Here is an 18809-nt window from a genome sequence, read left to right as displayed (position 1 = left end):
GCGGCGAGCAACTGGTTGCCGCTGAACTGGCGCAACTCGTCGAGGCGCTGGCCGAGCAACTGGCTGAGGCTGTCCGGCAACTGCGGCAGTCCCAGGGCCAGTTCGTCCAGCGCCTGCTGGGCGGCCTTCTGTTTCAGCGCGTCGCCGTTGGCGAGGTAGGCCTGGATGTTCTGCGCCACCTGATGCTCGAAGCCCTGGGAGAGCTCCAGGTAGCGGTCCATCAGGGTGAAGGGACGCTCCAGCGCGCGCTGCGACCACCACAGGGTGGCGCCCAGCGCGAGGCACACGAGCAGGAGCAGGAAGGTGTTGAGGTTGGTGAGCAGCTTGAGGCGCATGGCAGGTCTCGACCGACAGCGGAAAACGGCGAGCCTGACCCTATTGCAGTTTGGTTACTGGCTGATGACAGAGTGCCATTAGTTCGTCGGGGCACGGCGCGGCAGAGCACCGCGCGCGGATCAGCCGAACACTTCCACCCGGTTGCGACCGCCGTGCTTGGCGCGGTACAGCGCCTCGTCGGCCTGCTTGGCCAGGGTCTTGATGTCCATGTCCTCGTCCAGTTCGGCGATGCCGCAGCTGAAGGTGCAGGTCAGGTCGCCGGGTTGCGCGGGGTAGTGGATGTCGGCGAAGCGCTGGCGGATTTCCTCCAGCACCCGGCGCGCCGAGGCGGCGTCGGTGTCGGGCAGCACCACGGCGAACTCCTCGCCGCCGTAGCGGCCGATGTGGTCGGTCTTGCGCAGGCGCTGCTTGAGGAACAGCGCCAGGCTCTTGATCACCCGGTCGCCCATCGGATGGCCGAAGGTGTCGTTGACCTTCTTGAAGTGGTCGATGTCGAGCATCGCGAAGGTCAGCGGCCGGCCCTCGCGGCGCGCACGGAAGCGGGCGTCGTCGAGCAGTTGCAGGGTATGGGTGTGGTTGTACAGGCCGGTGAGGCTGTCGCGCACCATCCGCGCCTTCAGGCTGCGCGCGCGGGCGGCGCGGTTGCGCACGGTGGCGATCAGGTGGCGCGGCTTGATCGGCTTGGTGAGGAAGTCGTCGCCGCCCTCGCTCATGGCGTCGAGCTGCTTGTCCAGGTCGTCCTCGGCAGACAGGTAGATGATCGGCACACTGACGTAGCGCTCGTGCTGGCGGATCACCTTGGCCAGCTCGGTGCCCAGGCACTCGGGCATGTACATGTCGAGGATGATCAGGTCCGGCTGGAATTCGGCCAGCTCGGCCATCACCGACAGCGGCGCGGTCAGCGCGCGGGTGACGACGCCGGCGTTGTTGAGGACTCGCTCGGTGTGCGCGGCCTGGGCCCGCGAGTCGTCGACGATCAGCACGCGGAAGGGTTCGTAGTGCGCGACGCGGGTCAGGGTTTCGATCTTCTCCAGCAGGGCGGAGGCGTCCAGCGCGCCGCTGAAGAAATCCTGGCCGCCGGCGCGGGCGGCGGCCAGGCGGGTCGGGGTGTCGGTGTCCTCGTGGCTGAAGAACAGCACCGGCAGTTTCTGCCTGAGCCCGGTCTGGGCCTCGCCGGCCAGGGTCAGACCCTGGCCGGGGCCGGCGAAATCGATTTCCATCACGATGGCTGCCGGGTGGCGCTCGGCCATGCTGGCTCGGAAGACGCTGGCGTTCGAGCAGAGCTGCGCGGCCATGCCGAAGAACTCCAGCTGCTGGGCCAGGCGCTCGGCGCGCTCCTGGTCCTGCAGGGCCAGGTAGACCGGCTTGCGCAGCGGCGGCAGGCTGGTCTGCTCGAACTGGTCGCCGTGGCGCAGGCCGGTGCGCGACAGGCGCTGCATCAGGTGGTTGAGCTCGGTGATCAGCTCGCTGGAGAGGCGTCCGCGGTTGTCCTGCACGGCGCGCAGGCACTGGTCGATGGCCCTGCCCAGGTCGGCGTGCTCGGCCTGCTCGAAGCGTTCGGCATAACGTTGCAGGCGCAGGCAGGCTTCGGCCAGTTCGGCCATCCCGGCGCTGCTCCACTCCGAACGCGACAGGCGTTGCCAGACTTCCAGCAGATGCCGGGCCTGATGGATCACCCGCTGGGCGAAGTGATGCTTGAGGCGGTCGAGAGGGGGATCGTCGAGCTCGTTCATGGCGTGCTTCTTTATCGGGGCCGTACGCTGGGCATGCGGGGCGGAGCGTGTCCGCCGTGATACACGATGATGGCTCTATGCTATCAACTCTGAATGACAATACCAGTGCCTTCGGTCAAGCGACGTGCGCTTTGTAATTCGCGGCGTTACCGCGCACCATGCGCAGGGTGGGCTGCGCTGAGCCGCCGGGTGCGGCATGCTTGTGCGGCAGGATCGTTTCGCCAGGGCACGCCCGGGGCGGAATCGGGTCCAACCCCTCTTCGTTTTCGTGATGCTAAGGACTTTGCCATGTGGAACTGGAAGAAACGCGGCTCCGTGCGTGATCGCGTCGATGACTCGGTGGACGACGTGCGCGCCTACTTCGGCGGGCCCTGGCTGAGCCGAGTGCTCGGCGGTCTGCTGGGCGTCTACCTGCTGGTCTGCGGTGTGGTCGGCTGGTACTGGAGCCAGGAGCCTGGTCTCTTCCCCGTGCAGCAGAACGCCCAGGCCGCGGCCGAGCGTTCCGGCCGCCAGATGGTGATCGGCTACACCACGGTGGAAACCCTCAAGGAAGTGGTCGCCACGCTGCTGGACAAGTCGGGCGGCTATCTCTCCAACGACATCTTCCCGCCGGGCCTGTGGCTGGACAACATGCCCAGCTGGGAATACGGCGCCCTGGTCCAGGTGCGTGACCTGTCCCGCGCGCTACGCAAGGACTTCGCCCGCTCCCAGTCGCAGTCCACCGAGGACGCCGACCTGGCGCGCGCCGAACCGCGCTTCAACTTCGACAACAAGAGCTGGGCGCTGCCGTCCTCCGAGTCGGAGTACGGCGAAGGCATCAAGTCGCTGGACCGCTACCTGGCGCGTCTGTCCGCCGACCCCGCGGGCGCGCAGTTCTATCCCCGCGCCGACAGCCTGAACAACTGGCTGGGTGACGTCTCCACCCGCCTGGGCTCGCTGTCCCAGCGTCTCTCGGCCAGCGTCGGCCGGGTGAAGCTCAACACCAACATCAAGCCCACCGCGCCGGTGGTGCCGGGCGAGGCGCCGCAGGTCGAGGAAGAGCTGCAGGAAACCCCGTGGCTGCAGATCGACAACGTATTCTACGAAGCCCGTGGCCAGGCCTGGGCGCTGTCGCACATCCTGCGCGCTATCGAGGTGGACTTCGCCGACGTGCTGGCGAAGAAGAACGCCACCGTCAGCGTGCGCCAGATCATCCGCGAGCTGGAGGCCGCCCAGGCGCCGCTGTGGAGCCCGATGGTGCTCAATGGCAGCGGCTTCGGCGTGCTGGCCAACCACTCGCTGGTGATGGCCAACTACATCTCCCGCGCCAACGCCGCGATCATCGACCTGCGCCAATTGCTGGCCCAGGGCTGATGATGGACGGGATCAGCGACAAGGAAGCCGCCCACCGGGCGGCTTCGGATGCCGAGTTGGTCGCCTGGGTCAACCGGAACGACGAACCCAGGGGCAGCCTGCCGCGCGCGGAGCTGCGCGAGCGCGGGCTGATCGGCCGGGGCACCTTCATCCTGCTGTTCAATACGGTCGGCGAGCTGTGCGTACACCGAAGGACGCTGAGCAAGGCGATCTACCCCGGCTACTGGGATCCGGCCGCCGGCGGCATGGTGCTGGCGGATGAAACCTATGCCCAGTCCGCCGCCCGTGAGTTGGAAGAGGAGCTGGGTATCGCCGGCGTCGAGTTGCGCGAGCATGGTTCGTTCTTCTTCGACCAGCCGGACAACCGCCTCTGGTGCGCGGTGTTCTCCGCCGTTTCCGACGCGCCGCTGAAGTTGCAGCCCGAAGAAGTCATGGAAGCGCGCTTCATCGATCCGCACCAGGTGCTGGCCGAGGCCAGGGCGGGCACGCCGTACTGCCCGGATTCGCTGGCGGCGTTGCGCAAGTACCTGGTGAGTTTCTGACGCATTGATCCGCTGCGGACTGCTCTTCGTAGGAGCGAGCTTGCTCGCGAATGGCCCCGCAGTGAGGTCGGTTCGCGAGCAAGCTCGCTCCTACAGGTTCCCCGCCGCCGGCCCATGTCGCCAAACCGCCGATCAATGACGCATTTTCGCTCTTAGCATTTGCCTTCAATGCTGCTAAATTGCGCGACCTTTCCGGCCGGGTCCTCCGCCGGGAATTGCGCAGCCCCTGCCTGAGTGGGGCGTCGCGGTCGGCGCCAGCCGGCCATTCGTTGACCTGGCCCGAAGAGGCCAATCCTGGGGAAACGCCCGGTGGTCAAGAAAGCATCCTCCCTGTCCGCCTTGGGCGGGCTCGTCTACTCCACTGATTCCGGCCGGCATTGCCCGGACTGCAATCAGCCCATTGGCGCGTGCATCTGCAAGCAGGCCGAGATTCCGGCCGGCGATGGCATCGCTCGCGTGCGTCGGGAAACCAAGGGCCGCGGTGGCAAGACCGTGACCACGGTGACCGGCGTGCCGCTGGCGGCCGATGCGCTGAAGGACCTGGCCACGGCGCTGAAGAAGCGTTGCGGCACGGGTGGGGCACTCAAGGACGGCATCATCGAGATCCAGGGCGACCACGTCGACCTGCTGCTCGAAGAGCTGACCAAGCGCGGCCTCAAGGCGAAGAAATCCGGCGGCTGAGTCACTCGGCCAACAAGCTGCTCCCCTGTCGAGAACGGGTTCCAGGCGATGCGCGTCGAGCGCATCGCCGGCAAGCCCTTTCCCTAGATGGGAGATATTTCGACGCGCCCTGGGCGTGTCGTCGGATTTTCCTAAACTTACCGCCAACCCCGGCGGTCAACACGGCAACGTCACGAGGTCCGGCTAGGTTTACACCACCGGGCCTTGACGACTCACCCGCACGCCGGGCGGGCGCCTGCACACATTCGCGCAATCTGAGGAGACCACCCCGCATGGCCGCTAGACGGACCCGCAAAGACGACGGCAGCAACTGGACCGTGGCAGACAGCCGCAGCATCTACGGAATTCGCCACTGGGGCGCTGGCTACTACGCCATCAACGACGCCGGTAACGTGGAAGTTCGCCCGCAGGGCGCCGATGCCCAGCCGATCGATCTGCACGGGCTGGTCGAGCAACTGCGCGAGGCGGGCCTGTCGCTGCCGCTGCTGGTGCGCTTCCCGGACATCCTCCAGGACCGCGTGCGCAAGCTCACCGGCGCCTTCGACGCCAACATCGCGCGTCTCGAATACGGCAGCCGCTACACCGCGCTGTACCCGATCAAGGTGAACCAGCAGGAAGCGGTGGTGGAAAGCATCATCGCCACGCAGAACGTCTCCATCGGCCTGGAAGCCGGCTCCAAGCCCGAGCTGATGGCCGTGCTGGCGCTGGCGCCCAAGGGCGGCACCATCGTCTGCAACGGCTACAAGGACCGCGAGTTCATCAAGCTGGCGCTGATGGGGCAGAAGCTCGGCCACAACGTGTTCATCGTGATCGAGAAGGAATCCGAGGTGCAGCTGGTGATCGAGGAGGCCGCCAACGTGGGCGTGCTGCCCCAGGTCGGCCTGCGCGTGCGGCTGTCTTCGCTGGCGTCCTCCAAGTGGGCGGACACCGGTGGCGAGAAGGCCAAGTTCGGTCTGTCCGCCGCGCAGCTGCTGTCGGTGGTCGAGCGCTTCCGCGCCGCCGGCCTGGACCAGGGTGTGCGCCTGCTGCACTTCCACATGGGGTCGCAGATCGCCAACCTGGCCGACTACCAGCACGGCTTCAAGGAAGCCATCCGCTACTACGGCGAACTGCGTGCCCTTGGCCTGCCGGTGGACCACGTGGACGTCGGCGGCGGCCTGGGTGTGGACTACGACGGCACCCACTCGCGCAACGCCAGCTCGATCAACTACGACATCGACGACTACGCCGGTGTGGTGGTGGGCATGCTCAAGGAGTTCTGCGACGCGCAGGGCCTGCCGCATCCGCACATCTTCTCCGAGAGCGGCCGCGCGCTGACCGCGCACCACGCGGTGCTGATCACCCAGGTCACCGACGTCGAGCGCCACAACGACGAAGTGCCGAAGATCACCGACCTCGCCGAACAGCCGGAGATCGTCCAGTGGCTGGCCGACCTGCTCGGCCCGACCGATGCCGAGATGGTCACCGAGACCTACTGGCGCGCCACCCACTACATGAGCGACGCCGCCGCGCAGTACGCCGAGGGCAAGATCAGCCTGGCGCAGAAGGCCCTGGCCGAGCAGTGCTACTTCGCCATCTGCCGTCGCCTGCACAACCAGCTCAAGGCGCACCAGCGCTCGCACCGCCAGGTGCTCGACGAGCTCAACGACAAGCTGGCCGACAAGTACATCTGCAACTTCTCGGTGTTCCAGAGCCTACCCGACACCTGGGCCATCGGCCAGGTGCTGCCGATCCTGCCGATCCATCGCCTGGGCGAGGAGCCGACCCGCCGCGCAGTGCTGCAGGACCTGACCTGCGACTCCGACGGCAAGATCACCCAGTACGTCGACGAGCAGAGCATCGAGACCAGCCTGCCGGTGCACGAGGTGAAGGAAGGCGAGGAGTACATGATCGGCGTGTTCCTGGTCGGCGCGTACCAGGAAATCCTCGGCGACATGCACAACCTGTTCGGCGACACCGACTCGGTGAACGTCTACCAGAACGCCGACGGCAGCTTCTACCACGCCGGCATCGAGACCCACGACACCATCGAGGACATGCTGCGCTACGTGCACCTGTCGCCCGAGGAACTGATGACCCACTACCGCGACAAGGTCGCCGGGGCCAAGCTCACCGCGCGCGAGCGTACCCAGTTCCTCGACGCGCTGCGCCTGGGGCTGACCCGCTCGGCTTACCTGTCGTCCTGATGGATCGCCGGTTCGCGTAAGCAAAAGCCCCGCCTCGGCGGGGCTTTTTGCTCTTCGTAGGACCGAGGGGGCGCCTAGCCCTTGCTCGCGAACAGCTTCCGCAGCGGAGCCTGGTTCGCGAGCAAGCTCGCTCCTACAAAAGCGCTTGAGGCGGAGTTGAATTGTAGGAGCGCGCCATGCGCGCGATCGCGGGCATGGCCCGCTCCTGCAAGGGAACACTGGCGTTCAGGCATCACGCAGTTCGAAGGATGGAAACAGCGCATAAAGCTCCCGCCAGAGATCGATGGCGCCTTGGGGCGCCGGCGTGGCGATCAGTTCGGGATCGAGCTGCCGACCACTGCGAGCCAACTGCACGACGAAGTTTTCCACTCCCCTGCCGCGTAACTGCGTCGCCAGTTGGCGCAGGCGCTCCAAGTCGAACAATTGCCAGTGCACAGTCGTGCGGCACTCGTAGCCAACGCCGCTCTCCAGCAACAGCTCCAGGCTGCGCCAGTTGGCGGGCCCGCTGCGTTTGACGCCGGTGATCGCATCCATGTCCTCGGCCAGTCCCTTCACGTCGAAGCCGACCCAGTCGGCATGGGGCAGCGCCCGCGAGAAGGCGTCCGGGCGGATGCCGGCGCTGTGCAGGCCCGTGCGGAAACCCAGTTCGTGCACGCTGGCCATCGCACTCGGCAGCGCGGCTTGCAGCGTCGCCTCACCGCCGCTGAACACCACTGCCTGCAACAGGCCCTGGCGTCGTCGCAGGAAGGCCAGGATGTCGTCCCAGTGGATCTCCGCTTCGCCGCGCGGCGGAATCAGCTCCGGGTTGTGGCAGTAGCGGCAGCGCCAGGCGCAGCCCTGGCAGAACAGCACGCAGGCGAGCAGGCCGGGATAGTCGAGGGTGGTCAGGGGCACGAGGCCCCCGACCCTGAGCACACTGCTCATCGCGTCTCGCGGAAGTGACGGCGTTCGCGGTGCTCGGATTGCTTGCCGGCGTTGAATGCCGTCACCGGGCGGTGATAGCCCATCACGCGGGTCCATACCTCGCAGCGTTGGCGCTGGCTTTCGGGCAGTTGGTTCGCGGTCATCGGTAGTGCTCCTTTTGCGTGGATGAAAGTGAAAGGGGAATCAGCCGCCACAGCCGCCGCAGCTCTTGGTCGCGGCTTTCTGCAACGCGGCTTCGTCGCACCTGGGGCAGAACTCGTGCTCGCCGGCGAGGTAGCCGTGCACGGGGCAGATGGAGAAGGTCGGCGTCACCGTCAGGTAGGGCAGGCGGAAGCGCCCGAGGGCGGTACGCACGAGGGTCTTGCAGGCCTCGGCGCTGGAAATGCGCTCGGCCATGTACAGGTGCAGCACCGTGCCCCCGGTGTATTTGCATTGCAGGGCGTCCTGCAGCTCGAGGGCCTCGAACGGGTCGTCGGTGAGGCCTACCGGCAGCTGTGACGAGTTGGTGTAGTAGGGCGCTTCCGGTGTGCCGGCCTGGAGGATGTCCGGGTGGCGTTTCTGGTCCTCGCGGGCGAAGCGGTAGGTGGTGCCTTCGGCGGGCGTGGCCTCGAGGTTGTAGAGGTGCCCGCTGTCCTCCTGGAAGCGCACCAGCCGCGCCCGCACATGGTCCAGCAACTCCAGCGCCATCTGCCGGCCGGCCTCGGTGTGCAGGCCTTCGCGGTCCTCGGTGAAGTTGCGCAGCATCTCGTGCAGGCCGTTCACGCCGATGGTGGAGAAGTGGTTGCGCAGGGTGCCCAGGTAGCGCTTGGTATAGGGGTAGAGCCCGGCGTCCATGTGCTGCTGGATGACCTTGCGCTTGACCTCCAGGCTGTCGAAGGCCAGTTCCAGCAGATAGTCGAGCTGCCGGTAGAGGCCGACCAGATCGCCGCGATGGCGATAGCCCAGACGCCCGCAGTTGATGGTCACCACGCCCAGCGAGCCGGTCTGCTCCGCCGAGCCGAACAGCCCGTTGCCGCGCTTGAGCAACTCGCGCACGTCCAGTTGCAGGCGGCAGCACATGGAGCGCACCTGGTTGGGCTGCATGTCCGAGTTGAGGAAGTTCTGGAAGTACGGCAGGCCGTAGCGCGCGGTCATCTCGAAGAGGCGCGTGGCGTTGTCGCTGTCCCAGGGGAAGTCGTGGGTGATGTTGTAGGTCGGGATCGGGAAGGTGAACACCCGGCCGTGGGCGTCGCCGGCCTGCATCACCTCGATGTAGGCGCGGTTGATCAGGTCCATCTCGGCCTGCAGCTCGCCATAGGCGAAGGGCATTTCCACTCCGCCGACGTAGGGAATCTGCTCGCGCAGGTCTTCCGGGCAGACCCAGTCGAAGGTCAGGTTGGTGAAGGGCGTCTGGGTGCCCCAGCGCGAGGGCACGTTGAGGTTGTAGATGAACTCCTGCAGCGCCTGGCGCACCTGTTGATAACTCAGGCTGTCGTTGCGCACGTAGGGCGCCAGGTAGGTGTCGAAGGAGCTGAAGGCCTGGGCGCCGGCCCACTCGTTCTGCAGGGTGCCGAGGAAGTTGACCATCTGCCCCAGCGCGCTGGACAGGTGCTTCGGCGGCCCGGCTTCGACCCGCCCCGGCACGCCGTTCAGGCCCTCGCTGAGCAGGGTGCGCAGCGACCAGCCGGCGCAGTAGCCGGCGAGCATGTCGAGGTCGTGGATGTGCAGGTCGGCTTCGCGGTGGGCGACGGCGATGCCTTCGCTGTAGACCTCGTCCAGCCAGTAGTTGGCGGTGACCTTGCCGGACACGTTGAGGATCAGCCCGCCCAGGGAATAGCCCTGGTTGGCGTTGGCGCGCACCCGCCAGTCCTCCCGCGACAGGTATTCGTTCATCGACGCGGCGACGTCCACCAGCGTCTTGCGCTCGCGGCGCAGGCGGCCGTGGCGTTCGCGGTAGACGATGTAGGCGCGTGCGGTGGGGTAGTGGCCGGCTTCCATCAGGGCGCGCTCGACGACGTCCTGCACCTGCTCCACGTCCAGGTCGTTCCGGGCCGGCAGGCGGGCCAGCACGCGACGGGTCAGCTCCCCGGCGTGGGGCGCGGTGAACTCGCCGCTGGCCTCACCGGCGGCGGCAATGGCGCGTTCGATCTTGCTGGCATCGAAGGCAGCAGAGGCGCCGTTGCGTTTGCGCAGACTGGCGGGAAGAGGGGCGGTCCGTGTCAGGGGCATTGGCTTGATTCCACAACATGCTGTGTCTCGAGTTATTCAAGACAACAAGATGTTGTGGGAATCTAACGGCATCGTCCGTAGGGAAATTGACCTCGGTCAACGTTGAGTGCCGGTCAATTTTCGCCATCGGAGGTATTGACCGGCACACGCCCCGGAATCAGCCGAACAGGGGCGCCAAAGGCTTTTTCTGGCGGCTAGCAAGGGACCCATCGGTGATTTGGCCGAGTCGGTTCGCGAGCAAGCTCGCTCCTACAGGGGAACACCGGCATGCCCTTCGTAGGAGCGAGCTTGCTCGCGAACGGGACGTGCCGGACACTATTGCGTCGCCAGAGAGCTTCAGCCGAGCAGGGGCGCCAGCCGCTCTGCCAGGCGCCCGGCGAGCTGTTCGTCGGTGACGTTGGTGAAGCTCATGATCAGCGCCGGCTCGCGCCTGGCCTCGACGCACCAGGCGTTCAGCGCCTGCAGGCCGAGGCCCTCGGCATGGGCGCGGTGGGCGACGGCGAGGTCGTCCTGGTCCAGCGTGCCGATCAGGTGCAGGCCGCCGGGCGTGTCGGCGAAGCGCAGACGCTCGCCGAGACGTTCTTCCAGCGCGCTGCGCAGCCACTGGCGGCGCCGGGCGTAGAGTGTGCGGGTGCGCTTGAGGTGGCGGGCGAAGTGGCCTTCCTGCATGAAGTCGCACAGGGTCGCCTGCAGCAGCTCCGCGCAGCCGGAGGAAAACACCTGCTGGGTGCGCACGAAGTCCTCCACCCGTTCTGCCGGCACCACCAGATAGCCCAGGCGCAGGGCGGGGTAGAGCACCTTGCTGAAGGTGCCGGTGTAGAGAACGCGGCCAGCACGGTCGAGGCTTTTCAGCGCCGGCAGCGGGAAGCCGGCGTAGCGGTACTCGCTGTCGTAGTCGTCCTCGACGATCCACGCGCCTCTGCTGGCTGCCCAGTCCAGCAGGGCCAGGCGGCGCGGCAGGCTGAGGGCGACACCGGTGGGGCTTTGCTGCGACGGTGTGACCAGGGCGAAGCGCGCCTCCGGTGCGCGGGCGATACCGTCTTCCACGCGCAGGCCATCGGCGTCCACCGCGATGGGTACCGGCACGCCGCCGGCCCGGCGCAGCAGTTCGCGGCCGCGCGGGTAGCCGGGGTCTTCGTGCCAGAAGCGCTGGCCGGGTTCGAGCAGGGTGCGGCTGATCAGGTCCAGCGCGCCCTGATAGCCGGCGCAGATGAATACCTGCTCCGGGGCGCAGACGATGCCGCGAGAGACGCCCAGGTAACCGGCGACCGCCTCGCGCAGCGGCCCGTAGCCGCAAGGCTCCGGGTAGGCCAGCATGGACGCGCTCTGCTGGCGCAGACGGCGTGCGCACAGGCGCGCCCAGAGCGCGCGGGGGAAGGCATCCAGCGCCGGCACGCCGAGCTGGAACGGTCGCAGGATCGGGCCGTGGGCGATCAGGCCGGGTAGGCTGCGTTCTACCGTCGCCGGATCGACCCGGATGGGCGGCGGGGCACTGCTACGCCCCGCCAGTTGCGGTGAGACCACGGTGCCCGCCGGCCCACGCGCCAGCAGGTAGCCCTCGCTGGTCAGCAACTGGTAGGCCAGCTCCACCGTGCCGCGCGCCACGCCCAGTTCGCCGGCCAGCCCGCGCACCGGCGGTACGCGTTCGCCGGGGCGCAACGCACCACGGGTGATGGCATCGCGGATTCGCTCGTAGAGCTGGCGGTAGATCGGCAGTTCATGGCTCGGGTCCAGCGGTTGGCGCAACGAATCGAAGGGCGCGGTCATGGCCTATCCAGGGCGGCGATTAATCCAGAAGACGACTATGCCATGACCGGCATCAAGGCGTCCCGGCGACCGCGATGCAGGATCAGCGTCTAGGCTTGCAGGCAGTGTTGAAAAGCCGGCGCCGCGACTCCATCTGTTGTCGCAGAAGCCCGTTTTTTCCACCTGTTCGCCTCGCAGTGCGCGCAGCGGCTCCGGCTGCCCGCGCGAATCCCCCGTGTCCCAGGCGCCGACAGGTCCAACGCATGTGAGGAGATCGATGGAATTCAAGGACTATTACGCCGCGCTCGGGGTCGAGCCCGAGGCGGACGAGAAGGCGATCAAGACTGCCTACCGCAAGCTCGCGCGCAAGTACCACCCGGACGTCAGCAAGGAGCCGGACGCCGAGACGCACTTCAAGGAAGTCTCCGAGGCCTACGAAGTGCTGAAGAGCCCGGAGAAGCGCGCCGAGTACGACGAACTGCGCAAGTACGGCGCGCAGGGGCCGCAATTCGAGGCGCCGCCCGGCTGGCAGCCGCGCGGTGGTTTCGACGGCCCGTCGCCGGGGCACGAGCAGGACTTCAGTGACTTCTTCGAGCAGATCTTCGGTGCCCGCGCCGGCGGCTCCCACGGTGGCTTCGGCGGTGCGCGCCAGCCGCAGGCCCACCGTGGCCAGGATGTGGAGATGGAAGTCCCGCTGTTCCTCGAGGAAACCCTTTCCGGGGACAGCCGGCCGATCAGCTTCAGCCTGCCCAGCTTCGATGAGTACGGCCGCAAGCTGCCGCCGCAGAACAAGACGCTGAACGTGAAGATCCCCGTGGGCACCGCCGACGGCGAACGCATCCGCCTCAAGGGGCAGGGCGCGCCGGGCATCAACGGCGGGCCGGCGGGCGACCTGTACCTGGCGATCCGCCTGGTGCCGCACCCGGTGTTCGACGTCGATGGCCGCGACCTCGTCGTCACCGTGCCGGTGGCACCGTGGGAAGCGGCGCTCGGCGCCAAGGTGGAAGTGCCCACGCTGGGCGGGCGGATCAACCTCGGCATCCCGGCCAACAGCCAGGCCGGCCAGCGCCTGCGCATCAAGGGCAAGGGCCTGCCGAACAAGGGCGAGGCCGCCGCCGGCGATCTCTATGCGGTGCTCAAGGTGGTGATGCCGAAGACGGCGGACGAAGCGACCCGCAAACTCTGGGAAGAACTGGCTGCCAAGGCGGCCTTCGACCCCCGTGCCGATTGGGGTAAACGCGCATGACGACGACAGTGATGGTGGTGGACCTCGACGAGCTCTGCCAGTCGGTGAACCTCCCCCGCGACGTGCTCGTCGAGATCGTCGAGGTGGGTATCGTGGAGCCCCGCGAACAGCGCGCCGGGCATTGGCTCTTCGATTACCAGGCGGTCAGCGTGGTGCGCCGCGCGGTCCGGCTGCGCCGCGAGTTCGAGCTGGACTGGCCGGGCATCGCCCTGGCGTTGCGCCTGCTGGACGAGGTGGACGAACTGCGCGCGGAGAACCGCTACCTGCGCCAGCGCCTGGCGCGCCTGCTGGAGGAGTGATCACGAGAGCCGGCTCCTGGGCCGGCTCCTGGGGATCAGCGCGGCTGGTTCTGTTCGATCCAGCGCGAGAACGCATCGATGATGCTCTGCAGGAAGGGCTGGGTCTTCTCGGACAGCTTGCCGGCCTCGTCGAAGAAGCTGCCGGCGCCGCCCAGGTAGGCCTCGGGTTGTTGCAGTACCGGCATGTTGAGGAACACCAGCGACTGGCGCAGGTGATGGTTGGCGCCGAAGCCGCCGATGGCGCCCGGCGATGCGCTGACCACGGCGCAGGGTTTGCCGCCCCAGGCGCTCTTGCCGTACGGGCGCGAGCCGACGTCGATGGCGTTCTTCAGCACGCCGGGCACCGAGCGGTTGTATTCCGGGGTGACGAACAGCACTGCGTCGGCGCGGGCGATGCGCTCGCGGAAGGCAGCGTAGCTGGCCGGCGGGGTGCCCGTGTCGTGCTCCTCGTTGTACAGCGGCAGATCGCCGATCTCGACGATTTCCAGCTTCAGGTTGGCCGGCGCCAGTTCGGCGAAGGCCTTGGCGATCTTGCGGTTGAGGGATTCCTTGCGCAGGCTGCCGACGACTACGGCGACATCGAAGACTTGGCTCATGACGACTCCTTCAAGAACGGGTATTGAGCCGTTTGTTATAGACGATGGCGGCGGCTCTGCCCGGATCTGGATCAAATGTGCTGGCGTCATGTCCCAGTGGGTTTGCGTGATCTTGGCTCTGTGGGCTGGGGCATGGCGGTCCTAGAGTGAACCCATTCTTCACTCACCCGAGCCATCCGCCCGTTTCGAGGTCGACCATGTGCATGAAAGTGTTCTTCGCCGGCGCCAGCGGCGTCATCGGCAAACGCCTGCTGCCGCTGCTGCTGGAGCGCGGCTACCAGGTGCTCGCGGTCAGCCGTTCGCCGCAGCGCGCCGCCGCGCTGGAGGCGGTGGGCGCCCAGGCGAGGGTGCTGGACGTCTATGACGCTGCCGCATTGCAGGACGCCCTGCGAGCGTTCCAGCCACGCTGGGTGATCCATCAGCTCACCGACCTGCCGGCGGGCCTGGACCCGGCGCAGATGCCTGCCGCCCACCCGCGCAATGCCCGGCTGCGCCGCGAAGGTACCGCCAACCTGGTGGCCGCTGCCCTGGCCGCTGGCGCCGAGCGCATGGTGGCGCAGAGCATCGCCTGGGCCTATGCACCGGGCGAGGCGCCGTTGCACGAGGAGCAGCCGCTGGACCTGGCGGCCGCCGGCAACCGTGCCGTGAGTGTCGGCGGCGTGGCCGCGCTGGAAGCCGCCGTGCTCGGCGCCACGCCGATGGAAGGCATCGTACTGCGCTACGGTCGCCTGTATGGGCCGGGTACCGGCAGCGATGCCCCCGACCCACGCCTGGCCGTGCATGTGGATGACGCCGCCCGCGCCGCGCTGCTGGCGCTGGAGTGGGGCGTCCGTGGTTGTTACAACGTGGCCGAGCGGGACATCGAGGTCAGTTCGGCCAAGGCCCGCCATCGCCTGGGGTGGCAGCCGGGCTTCCGCCTGGAAGGAGCCCTCCCATGAGGCCCGTGCCGAGCCACGAAACCCGCGTCGGATGGCTGCTGGCCGCCGCCGTGGCGGCGGGTGCGCTGCTCTGGCAGCCGTGGTCGCGCCCGCTGGTGCAGCTCGCCGACGGTCCCGCGCAGCCTCGGGCCGATGCCAGGCCGAGTACCCAGGTCAGCCGCCTGTCCTGCGAGCCGCTGGCGGAGGTTCCCGGCAAGGTCGTCACCACCTTGCAGGTGGACTTTCCGCCCGGCGCCCACACGCCGGCGCACCGGCATCCGGGGGCGTTGACCGCCATCGTCCTGTACGGCCAGGTGCGCTCGCGGATGCAGGGCCTGCCGGCGCGGACCTACGGTCCCGGGGAAACCTGGTTCGAGCCCCGCGGCGAGCTGCACCTGTTCGCCGAGAACCCCAGCGCCAGCACGGCGACCCGGCTGCTCGCGGTGATCATCAGCGACGAGCACTGCGGCCCGCTGGTGATCCCGGAACCCACTCATTGAATGCTTCGCGAAAGGAGATTCGCATGACCCCGCTCACCCCCTTCAGCGCCGCCCAGCTCGACGCCACGCTGGCCCGCCTCGGCCTGCCGGCTGCGCGCCCGGCGCCGACGCTGGCGAACCTCGATCGGCTGATCGACGCGGCGCTGCACCGGCTACCGTTCGAGAACCTCGACGTGCTGCTGGAGAAAACCGTGGACATCGATCCGCAGGCGGTCTTCGCCAAGTTGGTGGAACAGCGTCGCGGCGGCTACTGCTTCGAGCTCAACAGCCTGTTCGCACGCCTGCTGACCAGCCTCGGCTACCGGGTGACGCTGCTGGTCGGGCGGGTGCGCTGGGGGCTGCCGGCCGATGCGCCGCAGACCCCGCAGACGCACCTGCTGCTGCGTATCGACCTCGCCGACGGTGCGTATCTGGTGGACATCGGCTTCGGCGGGCCCGCATCGTCCCGCGCGCTGCCGCTGCGGGTGAACGAGGAGCTGCCCGGCGGCTGGCGGCTGACCGGCGAGCCGGACGGCGAACTGGAAATGGCGGCGCGTTCCCCATCCGGCTGGCAGACGCTGTACCGCTTCACCCTGCAAGCGCAGCAATGGGTCGATTACGTCATGCGCAACTGGTACACCTCGACCTATCCGCAGAGCGTGTTTCGCCGCTTCCTGCGCGTGGCCGTCAGCGAGGGCGGTGCGCGGCTGTCGTTGAACAACGGCCAGTTCACCCGGCGTACCGTCGACGGCAACGTCGAGCAGCGCAGCATCGAGGATGCGGACGAACTGCTGACGGTATTGCGCGAGCGTTTCCGCCTGTGGCCGGCGGAGCGAGAGTTACCGGCCTTGCGCCAGCGCCTGGCGGGGCTGCTCGCGCCCCGGGAATGAGCGTCGGGGTCAGCCGATCATTCCGTAACCACGCGCCATCAGGCTGGCCAGCAGCGGCAGGATCAGCAGGACCAGCAGTTCCAGGCGGATGGTCATGGTCACCAGCCTGGCCTGGCGCGCGCCGACCTGCGGGACGCGGCCGGCCTTGAGGTCGTTGCGCCAATTGAGGAAGGTCATGGTCGGCAGGATCGACAGCAGCGCGACCAGTACGAACAGTCCGATCTTGGCGTGGAACAGGCTGTTGTGCAGGTAATACTCGGTGCCTTTGGCGAACCACACCACCCGCGCCGCGCCGGTCAGCAGCACCGCGCCGGCACAGGCGCCGTAGGCGATGTCGACGACGATCAGGCTGCGCGCGCGTTCCAGGTCCAGCGGCAGGCGGAACAGGCGGTGTTCCAGCACCAGCAGGGCGAACAGGACGAAGATCGACAGGTAATGCAGGTAGGCGGCAATGGCTTGGGCCATGAGGCGTGTCCTTCTGGTGGGGCCTTCGATGGGGTGCGCGATGGATCCTGCGGGCAGCGCCCGAGCGCCGCGCGGCCACGTCCGGCGTGCCTGGCACTGTAGAGGGCGGAATCCGCGCGTTCCAGCGCAGCCCCCACTTTTTCCCCACGCGCCGCCGCTCGACGTGACGCGCCTTCGTCCCGTGCCTTACGTCTCGGCGGGCGCCTGCCAGGCGTCGTGGCGCGTCAGTCTCCAGGCGTAGGCGCCGAGAATCAGCCCGCGCAGCAACATGAAACTGAGGAAGGTCAGCCACAATCCGTGATTGCCGAAGGGTTGCAGCAGCAGGCCCAGCGGCAGGCTGGCGGCGCAGGCCAGGAGCATGGCGTTGCGCATCTCGCGGGCGCGGGTGGCGCCGATGAACAGGCCGTCCAGCAGGTAGCTCCACAGGCCGATCAGCGGCAGGCAGGCGAGGTAGGGCAGGTACTGGTCGGCGGTGGCGCGCACCTCGGGAATGTCGCTCTGCAAGGCGATGAACAGATGTCCGGCGAAGGTGAAGAACGCCACGAACAGCAGGCTGGCGATCAGCGACCAGCCGCAGGCCACCACCAGTGAGCGGCGCAGCGCGGTGCGGTCGCGACCGCCGATGGCGTGGCCGCACAAGGCTTCCACGGCGTGGGCCAGGCCGTCCAGCGCGTAGGAGGTGACCATCAGGCCGTTGAGCAGCAGCGCGTTGGCGGCCACCGTGGCATCGCCCAGGCGCGTGCCCTGCACGGTGAGCAGGAAGAACACGCCCTGCAGCGCCAGGCTGCGGATGAAGATGTCGCGGTTGACCATCAACAGCGGCCGCCAGCTCATCCACGCGCGCAGGCGCGACCAGTCCGGCTGGCCGGGATAACGCCTGAGCGCGCCACGGGTCAGCGCCAGGCCGAGTAGCGCGCCGCTCCACTCGGCGATCACCGAGGCGCGCGCGGCGCCGGCCACGCCCCATTCCAGGCCGAGCACGAACCACAGGTCGAGGGCGATGTTGATCAGGTTGGTGGTCAGCAGGATCGCCAGCGGTGCGCGGGCGTTCTGCGTGCCGAGGAACCAGCCGACCAGCGCGTAGGTGGCCAGCGCCGCCGGCAGGCCGAGCAGGCGGATGTGGAAGAACTGGCGGGCCAGTGTGTCGAGTTCGGCGGACGGGCGCATCAGTGCCAGGGCGGGATCGCTCAGCGGCAGCGCCAGCGCGCCGAGCAGCAGGGCCAGCCCGAGCGCGAGCAACAGTCCCTGGCCGAGAATCCGCCGCAGCGCGCCGCCGTCGCTGCGGCCGGCGGCCTGGGCGGCGAAGCCGGTGGTGCCCATGCGCAGGAAGCCGAGCACGCCCACCAGCAGGGTGTAGAGCCCGCCGCCGACGGCCACCGCGCCCAACTGGTGGGCATGCGGCAGATGGCCGATCACCGCGCTGTCAACCAGCGTGACCAGAGGGACGGAAATGTTGGAGAGGATCATCGGCGCGGCGAGCGCCCAGACGCGACGGTGGGTCGGCGAATGACGCCAGGCTTCGAGCAGGGGGTTCATGCGGGGCTCCTGAGCAGGCCCGCAGTATAGCGAGCCGGTTCAGGCGCGGGCGCCACCGGTAGGAGCGAGGGGGACGCCATCGTTATTGCTCGCGAACCGCATGGCACCGTGCCTTGCAGGTTCGCGAGCAAGCTCGCTACGAGAAGACACGAAACGGCTTAGCTGCCCGGCGCTCAGGCAGTCTTCTTGCGGTAGGCGCAGTAGCCGGGGCGCGGGCCGACCTGCGGGTGGTTGCGGCAGGTGTCCGGGCGCTTGGCGTAGATGGTGCACAGGCGGGTCTTGCGGTCGAGGAAGTAGCAATCGCCGTTGCTGGAGCGGGTCAGGGTAAATATGCCGCTCTTCTGGTTGAAGCGCTCGACGACGCCTTCCTTCAGCAGGCGCTTGGCGATGTTCTTCGCCGGTTCGTCGCGCTCGAATTCGTCGACGATGCCGATACGGATCAGGTCGTTGACGTTCACTTCCGCCGGCATGGTGCAGCAGGTGGCGTTGCAGTCCTTGCACAGGCCCGAGGTGTACTTGGCCCAGGTTTCCAGGCGGTCCAGTTCGGCGTTGGCGATCAGCGGCGGTTTTCTCATGGCGGCATTCGGCGGGGTGTTGCGAAGGCGCGCATCATAGTGGCCGGCGCGAAGAATTGCGCGGTCTTTCGACGAAGAGAAGGGGCGACGAACAGCG

The 18809-nt window shown here is 67.8% G+C and carries 18 protein-coding genes; 9 read left to right on the top strand and 9 right to left on the bottom strand.

Annotated elements, in window-relative coordinates; translation table 11 throughout:
* Window positions 1-455: 455 nt before the first annotated feature.
* Window positions 456-2069 (bottom strand): response regulator, encoded by a 1614-nt coding sequence (locus tag H681_RS21750; RefSeq protein WP_015479049.1) that lies wholly within the window; start codon window positions 2067-2069, stop codon window positions 456-458.
* A gap of 288 nt (window positions 2070-2357) precedes the next feature.
* Here H681_RS21750 and H681_RS21745 point away from each other — a divergent pair, with 288 nt between their 5' ends.
* The 4 genes from H681_RS21745 to speA all read left to right on the top strand — a co-directional run bounded on the left by H681_RS21745 (window position 2358) and on the right by speA (window position 6831).
* Complete coding sequence (locus tag H681_RS21745; protein ID WP_015479048.1) at window positions 2358-3422, top strand: DUF2333 family protein; 1065 nt, start codon at window positions 2358-2360, stop codon at window positions 3420-3422.
* Entirely contained in the window at window positions 3422-3964 is a 543-nt protein-coding gene (locus H681_RS21740; RefSeq protein WP_015479047.1) for an NUDIX hydrolase, read from the top strand. The genes H681_RS21745 and H681_RS21740 overlap by 1 nt, the downstream gene beginning before the upstream one ends.
* Window positions 3965-4273: 309 nt before the next feature.
* On the top strand, window positions 4274-4645 hold the full coding sequence (locus H681_RS21735; RefSeq protein WP_015479046.1) for a translation initiation factor Sui1: 372 nt from the start codon (window positions 4274-4276) through the stop codon (window positions 4643-4645).
* Window positions 4646-4917: 272 nt separating this feature from the next.
* The gene (gene speA / locus H681_RS21730; protein WP_015479045.1) at window positions 4918-6831 is read left to right on the top strand and encodes an arginine decarboxylase; all 1914 of its coding nucleotides are present in this window, start codon (window positions 4918-4920) and stop codon (window positions 6829-6831) included.
* A gap of 225 nt (window positions 6832-7056) precedes the next feature.
* On the opposite strand, the gene H681_RS21725 is transcribed toward speA, so the two are convergent.
* The 4 genes from H681_RS21725 to pdxR form a co-directional block, all read right to left on the bottom strand.
* Window positions 7057-7755: an anaerobic ribonucleoside-triphosphate reductase activating protein gene (locus H681_RS21725; protein WP_015479044.1), complete on the bottom strand. Its 699-nt coding sequence runs from the start codon at window positions 7753-7755 to the stop codon at window positions 7057-7059.
* Window positions 7752-7898: an anaerobic ribonucleoside-triphosphate reductase gene (nrdD, locus tag H681_RS27075; RefSeq protein ID WP_015479043.1), complete on the bottom strand. Its 147-nt coding sequence runs from the start codon at window positions 7896-7898 to the stop codon at window positions 7752-7754. The genes H681_RS21725 and nrdD overlap by 4 nt, the downstream gene beginning before the upstream one ends.
* A gap of 40 nt (window positions 7899-7938) precedes the next feature.
* A complete protein-coding gene (locus H681_RS21715) occupies window positions 7939-9963 on the bottom strand; it encodes a ribonucleoside triphosphate reductase (RefSeq protein ID WP_015479042.1) in 2025 nt (674 codons plus the stop codon).
* A 336-nt stretch (window positions 9964-10299) separates the two neighbouring features.
* Window positions 10300-11730 carry a MocR-like pyridoxine biosynthesis transcription factor PdxR gene (gene pdxR / locus H681_RS21710; RefSeq protein ID WP_015479041.1) on the bottom strand — a complete coding sequence of 477 codons (1431 nt, stop codon included), beginning with the start codon at window positions 11728-11730 and terminating at the stop codon, window positions 10300-10302.
* Between the two features lie 256 nt (window positions 11731-11986).
* On the opposite strand from pdxR, the gene cbpA reads away from it, so the two are divergent.
* Both cbpA and H681_RS21700 read left to right on the top strand, forming a co-directional pair.
* Entirely contained in the window at window positions 11987-12955 is a 969-nt protein-coding gene (gene cbpA / locus H681_RS21705) for a curved DNA-binding protein (protein WP_015479040.1), read from the top strand.
* A complete protein-coding gene (locus H681_RS21700; RefSeq protein WP_041712201.1) occupies window positions 12952-13254 on the top strand; it encodes a chaperone modulator CbpM in 303 nt (100 codons plus the stop codon). The genes cbpA and H681_RS21700 overlap by 4 nt, the downstream gene beginning before the upstream one ends.
* A gap of 35 nt (window positions 13255-13289) precedes the next feature.
* Here H681_RS21700 and H681_RS21695 read toward each other — a convergent pair whose 3' ends face one another.
* Window positions 13290-13850 carry an NADPH-dependent FMN reductase gene (locus H681_RS21695; RefSeq protein WP_015479038.1) on the bottom strand — a complete coding sequence of 187 codons (561 nt, stop codon included), beginning with the start codon at window positions 13848-13850 and terminating at the stop codon, window positions 13290-13292.
* A gap of 197 nt (window positions 13851-14047) precedes the next feature.
* Here H681_RS21695 and H681_RS21690 point away from each other — a divergent pair, with 197 nt between their 5' ends.
* From H681_RS21690 to H681_RS21680, 3 genes are read left to right on the top strand one after another with little or no spacing between them, the layout of a single operon-like run.
* Window positions 14048-14788, top strand: coding sequence for an NAD-dependent epimerase/dehydratase family protein (locus H681_RS21690; RefSeq protein WP_015479037.1), 741 nt, complete (start codon window positions 14048-14050; stop codon window positions 14786-14788).
* Entirely contained in the window at window positions 14785-15267 is a 483-nt protein-coding gene (locus H681_RS21685) for a cupin domain-containing protein (RefSeq protein ID WP_015479036.1), read from the top strand. Before H681_RS21690 ends, H681_RS21685 begins: the two co-directional genes overlap by 4 nt.
* Before the next feature lie 23 nt (window positions 15268-15290).
* Window positions 15291-16136: an arylamine N-acetyltransferase family protein gene (locus tag H681_RS21680; RefSeq protein ID WP_015479035.1), complete on the top strand. Its 846-nt coding sequence runs from the start codon at window positions 15291-15293 to the stop codon at window positions 16134-16136.
* Between the two features lie 9 nt (window positions 16137-16145).
* Here H681_RS21680 and H681_RS21675 read toward each other — a convergent pair whose 3' ends face one another.
* From H681_RS21675 to H681_RS21665, 3 genes are all read right to left on the bottom strand, one after another.
* Window positions 16146-16601, bottom strand: a complete 456-nt coding sequence (locus tag H681_RS21675; RefSeq protein ID WP_015479034.1) for a DUF2214 family protein — start codon at window positions 16599-16601, stop codon at window positions 16146-16148.
* Window positions 16602-16787: 186 nt separating this feature from the next.
* Complete coding sequence (locus tag H681_RS21670; RefSeq protein ID WP_015479033.1) at window positions 16788-18137, bottom strand: MATE family efflux transporter; 1350 nt, start codon at window positions 18135-18137, stop codon at window positions 16788-16790.
* A 173-nt stretch (window positions 18138-18310) separates the two neighbouring features.
* On the bottom strand, window positions 18311-18712 hold the full coding sequence (locus tag H681_RS21665) for a YkgJ family cysteine cluster protein (RefSeq protein WP_015479032.1): 402 nt from the start codon (window positions 18710-18712) through the stop codon (window positions 18311-18313).
* Between the last annotated feature and the right edge of the window lie 97 nt (window positions 18713-18809).

The sequence above is a fragment of the Pseudomonas sp. ATCC 13867 genome, from assembly GCF_000349845.1.
In the GTDB taxonomy this organism is placed as follows: Bacteria; Pseudomonadota; Gammaproteobacteria; order Pseudomonadales; family Pseudomonadaceae; genus Pseudomonas.
The sequence above is the reverse complement of the archived record's forward strand: the minus strand, read 5'-3'. Positions and strand labels throughout refer to the sequence as shown.

Bases quoted from the DNA above. Each gene is read 5' to 3' on its own strand.
- cbpA (WP_015479040.1), top strand. From the start codon at position 11,987: ATGGAATTCAAGGACTATTACGCCGCGCTCGGGGTCGAGCCCGAGGCG.
- H681_RS21670 (WP_015479033.1), bottom strand. From the start codon at position 18,137: ATGAACCCCCTGCTCGAAGCCTGGCGTCATTCGCCGACCCACCGTCGC.
- H681_RS21745 (WP_015479048.1), top strand. From the start codon at position 2,358: ATGTGGAACTGGAAGAAACGCGGCTCCGTGCGTGATCGCGTCGATGAC.
- speA (WP_015479045.1), top strand. From the start codon at position 4,918: ATGGCCGCTAGACGGACCCGCAAAGACGACGGCAGCAACTGGACCGTG.
- H681_RS21685 (WP_015479036.1), top strand. From the start codon at position 14,785: ATGAGGCCCGTGCCGAGCCACGAAACCCGCGTCGGATGGCTGCTGGCC.
- nrdD (WP_015479043.1), bottom strand. From the start codon at position 7,898: ATGACCGCGAACCAACTGCCCGAAAGCCAGCGCCAACGCTGCGAGGTA.
- H681_RS21750 (WP_015479049.1), bottom strand. From the start codon at position 2,069: ATGAACGAGCTCGACGATCCCCCTCTCGACCGCCTCAAGCATCACTTC.
- H681_RS21665 (WP_015479032.1), bottom strand. From the start codon at position 18,712: ATGAGAAAACCGCCGCTGATCGCCAACGCCGAACTGGACCGCCTGGAA.
- H681_RS21700 (WP_041712201.1), top strand. From the start codon at position 12,952: ATGACGACGACAGTGATGGTGGTGGACCTCGACGAGCTCTGCCAGTCG.
- H681_RS21715 (WP_015479042.1), bottom strand. From the start codon at position 9,963: ATGCCCCTGACACGGACCGCCCCTCTTCCCGCCAGTCTGCGCAAACGC.
- H681_RS21695 (WP_015479038.1), bottom strand. From the start codon at position 13,850: ATGAGCCAAGTCTTCGATGTCGCCGTAGTCGTCGGCAGCCTGCGCAAG.
- H681_RS21675 (WP_015479034.1), bottom strand. From the start codon at position 16,601: ATGGCCCAAGCCATTGCCGCCTACCTGCATTACCTGTCGATCTTCGTC.
- pdxR (WP_015479041.1), bottom strand. From the start codon at position 11,730: ATGACCGCGCCCTTCGATTCGTTGCGCCAACCGCTGGACCCGAGCCAT.
- H681_RS21680 (WP_015479035.1), top strand. From the start codon at position 15,291: ATGACCCCGCTCACCCCCTTCAGCGCCGCCCAGCTCGACGCCACGCTG.
- H681_RS21725 (WP_015479044.1), bottom strand. From the start codon at position 7,755: ATGAGCAGTGTGCTCAGGGTCGGGGGCCTCGTGCCCCTGACCACCCTC.
- H681_RS21740 (WP_015479047.1), top strand. From the start codon at position 3,422: ATGATGGACGGGATCAGCGACAAGGAAGCCGCCCACCGGGCGGCTTCG.
- H681_RS21690 (WP_015479037.1), top strand. From the start codon at position 14,048: ATGTGCATGAAAGTGTTCTTCGCCGGCGCCAGCGGCGTCATCGGCAAA.